General features: G+C 57.3%; 1 protein-coding gene and 1 pseudogene. Both read right to left on the bottom strand.

Annotation, left to right across the window (positions count from 1 at the left end):
• Positions 1–102: 102 nt before the first annotated feature.
• Complete coding sequence (locus tag Q363_RS31410; protein WP_035358663.1) at positions 103–951, bottom strand: reverse transcriptase domain-containing protein; 849 nt, start codon at positions 949–951, stop codon at positions 103–105.
• An 80-nt stretch (positions 952–1,031) separates the two neighbouring features.
• A pseudogene (locus Q363_RS45090) lies at positions 1,032–2,051 on the bottom strand (reverse transcriptase domain-containing protein).
• Positions 2,052–2,189: the final 138 nt, after the last annotated feature.

Genomic DNA, 2,189 nt, shown 5'->3' with positions numbered 1-2,189 from the left:
CGCCTTCATCTTTCGTACAGCATGACGCTTGCGCGTCTTCTTGACACAACCTACCACACCACCGTGCGTACGGGTCCGTACACGGCGGTTCGAGAAGTTACGCTAGCAGTTGTCGAGCAATGCAGGAAGACCGAGCGACCGAAAGTACGCATTGGAAAGCCCGACTGAAAGGGCTTTGGAGCGGGCCAGGTACCAGGGGCCACGACCACTTCCGGCTGTGTTGGCAGCCAGTTGTGGACGCACCCCGAGTTGCAGCAATGCTGCCCGCCGACGGCGTGGGGTTTTCCACTGCCGCCAGAGGGCGCATCGAAGCCTGAGCCGCACCCAACGAGTGAGATAAATCAGCACATCGGGTGTTTCGCAAAAGCCGAAGTAGCCTCGCCAGCCCACCATGTAGCGAGCCAGTTCCTCCACCGTCGACTCCATGCTGACACCCTTTGCCTGTCGCGTGATTGCCCGGATTCGGTCCTTGAAACGGTCCAGGGCTTTCGGAGCGATTGCCCGTTTAGCCTCTGGACCGTCCCTGAAACTGAATCCAAGAAACTTTCGCTCCTGCGGTCGCGCCACCGCGCTCTTGTTCTCATTTACTTTGAGCTTGAGCTGCCCGGTGATAAAGCTCGTAACGCTCTTCATCACTCGTTGACCCGCACGCTCGCTGCGCACATAGATGTTGCAGTCATCTGCGTAGCGAACATAGCGATGTCCCCGGCGCTCCAATTCTCGGTCGAGTGTATCAAGCACGAGATTGCTGAGCAGGGGTGAAAGAGGACCTCCCTGGGGAGTCCCTTCCACGCTTGGGCTGATCAACCCGTTTTCCATCACCCCGCCATTTAAGAACGCCCGGATGAGTTTCAACAGCCGTTTGTCTTCGACGCGTTTAGCGATCTGTGCCATCAATTTGTCATGATTAACTCGATGGTGGGTAGGGACAGGCGTTGCAGCAAAAGCCACTTGAACCTGTCCCCCCTCGCAGAACCCGCCGTGCGGAATTCCCGCAACGGGCTCCCCAGGTTGCCCTCATGGAGAGGCAGTCATACCGTCGCGTGGAGTACCGACGCCGCATAAGGTAGTTCGAACCAAGGTTGACTCTTGAGATAGGACCAGTAGAGCCGATGCCGCTGGCTGCGTCGTCTCAATGTACGAGCCCATTGTCGTTCTACTTCACGACGGACCCCGTCGAGCTTCGGCTTGCAGTGGTTCAATCCGAAATACTGGTAGAAGCCGCGCAGCATCCTCTTCAGTTGCTTTTGCTGATCCTGCCGCTTCCAATGCCTATGCTCTTTGAGCCACTCCTTGGATTTGGCCAAGAATTTTCGGCGGCTTTTGCTGCACGGAATCCGCACCAAAGCAAACTTGCCGCCTCGGTCAGTGCCGCACACATGCTGAAAACCTAGGAAGTCGAACGTGTCCGGCTTACCGCCGGTCTTCGCCATGTCCCCCCGGACAAATCGTCCGAAGCGCATCACCCGCGTCTTTTCCTCCGCCAATTCCAATCCGAATTTTCCGAATCGATCCGTCAGGTTCTTTTGGAACTCTTCCGCATCGCGCCGGTATTGGAAATTAACCACGAAGTCGTCAGCGAACCTCGTCAAATACGCCTCTCCCTGACAAGCCGGCCTGATCTTCTTTTCGAATCAGAGATCAAGGACGTAATGCAGGTAGATATTGGACAAGATCGGGCTGATCGGCCCGCCTTGTGGCGATCCTTCTTCCGTTCGCGTGACAACTCCTCCCGCCATGAACCCCGCATTCAGCCACTTGCCGATCAGGCGCAGGATGAGCGGGTCTGCAATCCGATGAGCAACCATCGCCTGCAACCAATCATGCTGGATGTGATTAAAATAGCCGCGGATGTCCGCCTCGAACAAGTGTCCAACCTTCTTCAAGACGATGATCCTCCGCAGCGCCCGCAGGGCGCCATGGGGACTGCGTCCGGGCCGAAATCCATACGAGCTTACCCCGGGAGATCTGCTCTGTGTCGCTTCGGCGACTGAGGCTGTCGAGAGGCAGTCCTTGCCGACGACATGGCCTACTACGCCGTCTGCTGACATCTGCTCTGCGGTCAGTTCAATCGCCTTCTGCGCACAATCGCCTCCGCCTCGCGACGGTAGCCCTTGCGTTCTTGCTAACCCTTACCTCCATCAGGTCGGGTAGAGGACTTGCACCTCCAAGCTGTTGAACATGCCCGG

This window comes from Edaphobacter aggregans DSM 19364, assembly GCF_000745965.1.
Taxonomy (GTDB): Bacteria; Acidobacteriota; Terriglobia; order Terriglobales; family Acidobacteriaceae; genus Edaphobacter; species Edaphobacter aggregans.
This window is presented reverse-complemented; position numbering and strand designations above follow the sequence as displayed.